The sequence below is a fragment of the Planktosalinus sp. genome, from assembly GCF_059864935.1.
The window spans coordinates 1-3,793 of sequence record NZ_JCBCCK010000004.1; the positions used below are offsets into that span (position 1 = coordinate 1).

Genomic DNA, 3,793 nt, shown 5'->3' on the forward strand with positions numbered 1-3,793 from the left:
GTTTGTCAAAGATAGTGTCTTCTTTTAAATTTTCGCTTAAAGCGAAAGATTTTAAGCTGTTCCTCAATGTTTTTCGGCGCTGACCGAAAGCAGTTTTCACCACGGTGAAAAACAATTTTTCATTGCAGGGGAGGGTAAAATTTTCCTTTCGAATGAGGCGCAGCACCCCGCTGTCCACTTTGGGTGGCGGACTGAACACAACCGGCGGAACAGTAAATAAATATTCAGCTGTAAAGAACGCTTGCACCAGCACCGAAAGTATGCCATAGGCCTTGCTGCCCGGCTTTTCACAAATGCGCTGGGCGACCTCTTTTTGAAACATACCGGTAAATTCGGGAATTTGGTGGCGCCACTCCAAAGCTTTAAAAACGATTTGCGAAGAAATATTGTATGGAAAATTACCGGTGATGGCAAACTGTGTATCCCTGTAATAATCTGACAAGTCAATTTTTAAAAAATCGGCTTCCACCACTTTGAATTTTTTGTTTTCAAGCAGCTCGCTGTGTTGTGAAGTAAAGGTGGTTTTTAAATAAGCTACAGATTCTGTGTCGATATCCATCGCAATGAGGTTGATGTCTTTTTGAATCAGGTATTTGGTGAGTATGCCCATACCCGGGCCAATTTCGATGACCTCTTTATAGCCTTTTAATGTAAGTGTGTCAGCTATTTTTTTGGCGATGTTTTCGTCTTTCAAGAAATGTTGACCAAGATGTTTTTTAGCACTTACTTCAATGTCTTTATTTTCGGTTGAAGCACTTTCAGTATTTTTTGCTCTTAGGTCTTTTTTGTAATATTTTCTCATCGGCCATTTTTAATTGGATTTTTCTCCCCCTCTCCTTTGGAGAGGGGGTCGGGGGGTGAGGATTGTTCACTGATAATTTGCAGTTCTGTCCTGAAAGCTACAAATTTACCTTCAAAGGGTTTGCTTTTTGAGCGCAAGCGTTCTGCGTCTTCACGGTAGTATTTTTCCAAGGTTTCTTTGCTGTCTGTGGTGTATTGCACGGCATAGGTAAGTCCGCCCATTTCTTCTTCCACAAGGACGCGGCACATTTTTGCAGCGGTGAATTTTCCTGTGGCCAGCATATCGGGGATGTGTTCCTCATTCATCCATTTCAGCCAGCGGTCGTGGATTTCTTCTTCTATGTTTATGGTGACGTTGTAGATATGCATTTGTTTATTTATTGATTTTAGTTGAGACGTAATATATTACGTCTCTTCTCATAGGGGAAGCAGGGTGGGGGCTTTTAATTAATCGCGTCTCCCCTGATGCTTCGGTATTGTTTTCGGGCTTCTACAAAAAAGATGGAATCCTGATGGTTAAAAATGATTTGCTCATAAAATTCCTTCGCTTTTTCGGGCTGTTTCAGGGTTTTGTTGTAGAGTTCGGCCAGAAAAAAATAGGCGTTGTCGGCAAGTATGTCGTGTTTGTGAAATTCGATGATTTTTAAATAGTTGGCAATGGCTTTATCATACTGTTTTGTTTTTTCAAAAATACGGGCTTGTTTTAGCATGGCTTCATCTTCAATGGATTCACCGCCGTGGTTGCTTAGAATTTCGTCTAATATAGTGATAGCTTTTTGGTGTTTTCCCTGAAGGTCAAGCAGGTCTGCACGGGCATATTTTTTTAAAGCCGTTTGCAAACTGTCTTCCAGGGAGTTGTCGCTAATAAGCAAGCTCAACTCCATGGCGTCATTGGCAATCAACTGTGAAGTGGAGGTTTTGAGTATGTCCAATTGGGTTTGTGCCCAGGCAAAATCACCTTTAAAATAGCTGGTTCTGGCTACTTTATAGCGGGCTTCCTGTGCTATGGGGTCGTTTTTCACCTTGTTTTGAATCTGGGAATAATAAATCAATGCCTCGTTGAATTTCTCGTCATATACCAATATATCTGCCAATAGCATTAGCACTCGGGCTTCCTGATAGCGACTCAGGTTTTCACTACTGAGCTTTCTGAGATTTTCTATGGCACTATTTTTTTTGTCGTTGTTGAATGCCAGAAATTTATTGTAATCGAGTTGCAGTTCAAAGGTGCGACCGTCTGCGCCATACATTTGAATTAGGTTTTCATACTTTTTCTGAACATCGGGATAAGTGGCTTTTGTGGCGGTGCGCACTTCAATTTCCATCAGGTTTTGATAGGCCTGTAGTTTTGTGTTTTCTGAAGTAGAATTTCCCACAATAAAATCTAGAATTTCACGAGCTATGGGATAATCGTTGTTATCCATAGCGATATAGGCAAGGTCCATCATTTCGTTCAGTCCCTCAAAAGTGCGTCTGAAAATGGCCTTTTCCTGAGTAAATGCCCGGTCATATTGTTTTTGTTGAATGAACAACCAACTTAACAACTGGTTGTAAAAAAGATCCGGATTGTTTTGTGAGCGTCTTAAAAGTGCTTTTCGTAATAAGTCGTTGGCTTCATTTAACGGGTCTTCGGTGACGTACCGGCTAAAGTTACGTTGGGCTGCAATCAAAAACGACGGATTGGTTTCTATCAAATTCAGGTAACTTTCAAACATTTTCTCAAGATTGCCCTGCTCACCGTATATATTTGCCAATTGGTGATTGAAATTTTGTTGTGGGTCAAGCACCATTCCTTTTTCATAGGCTTCAATAGCCAGGTCAAGGAGGCTGTGTCTTTCAAAAGTACCGGCGATGGTGTGGGTCATTCGCGGGTTTTCGTCAATCGCTGCAATGGCTGCCCTAAAATAAGGTTGGGCTTCATCAGGTTTACTTTCGATGAGGTAATTTCTTCCCATTTCGATTAAATAAATAGGATGACTTCGGGTGGCATTGAGCTTTTCTTCAAGTAATTTTTTAGCCTCTTCAAAATCTTCGAGTTGTTGTAAAGTGGCGATGTATCCTAAAAAGAAATTGTTGTTATTGGGATTGCTCTCAAAAAGCGATTTGTATATAGGCAATGCCCTTTCAAAATCACCACGGTCAAAATAATGCTTGGCCAGGGTTTCATTTTGCGAAAACCCCGCAAAACCCAAAAGAATAAAAACAGTGACAATCCAAAAACGCATAAAGTTACTTTTTGGTAAATATAGGAAAATGTATGAAGTAATGTAGTTATAGATATGTTAGGAATATTTTTGACTCAGCATTCCCGATAAAAATGCCACTAAACAGCCTTCGGCGGTCAGGTGCACGAATGTCTTAGAAAAGGAAACTCCCCTCCTTGTGCCACCCATCGGCCGCCTTAGGCTTGCCGACGGCACGGCGCTAAAGCTTTAGCGCACGCGGTTGGAGGAGCTGGGGGAGGCTTCTAATCAATTGTTTCAAACCCACAATAAGGCACCAATACATCAGGGATTTTAATTCCTTCCGGAGTTTGGTAGTTTTCAAGTATGCCTGCCAATACACGCGGAAGTGCCAAAGCACTGCCGTTGAGGGTGTGTGCCAGTTGGGTTTTTCCGTTTTCATCCCTAAAACGCAATTTCAATCGGTTGGCCTGAAAGGTTTCAAAATTGGAAACCGATGAAATTTCCAGCCAACGATCCTGAGCAGTTGAAAACACTTCAAAATCATAAGTGAGCACAGAGGTAAAGCCCAAATCGCCACCACACAGTCTTAAAATACGGTAGGGGAGTTTTAGTTCGTTGAGGAGTTCTTTGACGTGTTCCACCATGCCGTCCAATGCTTGGTGTGAATTTGATGGATGCTCAATTCTAACAATCTCCACTTTGTCAAACTGGTGCAAACGGTTTAGGCCACGAACGTGGGCGCCATAGCTTCCGGCTTCCCTTCTGAAACAAGGTGTATAACCGGTGCACTTTATTGGGAGGTCTTT

The 3,793-nt window shown here is 41.9% G+C and carries 4 protein-coding genes; all 4 read right to left on the reverse strand.

Going from position 1 to position 3,793, the window contains the following annotated elements:
* The coding region (rsmA, locus tag AC6F75_RS00100; protein WP_500712892.1) for a 16S rRNA (adenine(1518)-N(6)/adenine(1519)-N(6))-dimethyltransferase RsmA at positions 1 to 802 on the reverse strand (802 nt) is incomplete at its 3' end.
* Complete coding sequence (locus AC6F75_RS00105; RefSeq protein WP_500712893.1) at positions 799 to 1,170, reverse strand: DUF4286 family protein; 372 nt, start codon at positions 1,168 to 1,170, stop codon at positions 799 to 801. The genes rsmA and AC6F75_RS00105, both read right to left, overlap by 4 nt.
* Before the next feature lie 74 nt (positions 1,171 to 1,244).
* Positions 1,245 to 3,026, reverse strand: coding sequence for a tetratricopeptide repeat protein (locus AC6F75_RS00110; RefSeq protein WP_500712894.1), 1,782 nt, complete (start codon positions 3,024 to 3,026; stop codon positions 1,245 to 1,247).
* 242 nt (positions 3,027 to 3,268) lie between these two features.
* Positions 3,269 to 3,793: aminoacyl--tRNA ligase-related protein (locus tag AC6F75_RS00115; RefSeq protein WP_500712895.1), on the reverse strand; the 525-nt coding region annotated here is incomplete at its 5' end.

Coding starts and splice junctions, on each gene's coding strand:
- AC6F75_RS00105 (WP_500712893.1), bottom strand. CDS start 1,170: ATGCATATCTACAACGTCACCATAAACATAGAAGAAGAAATCCACGAC.
- AC6F75_RS00110 (WP_500712894.1), bottom strand. CDS start 3,026: ATGCGTTTTTGGATTGTCACTGTTTTTATTCTTTTGGGTTTTGCGGGG.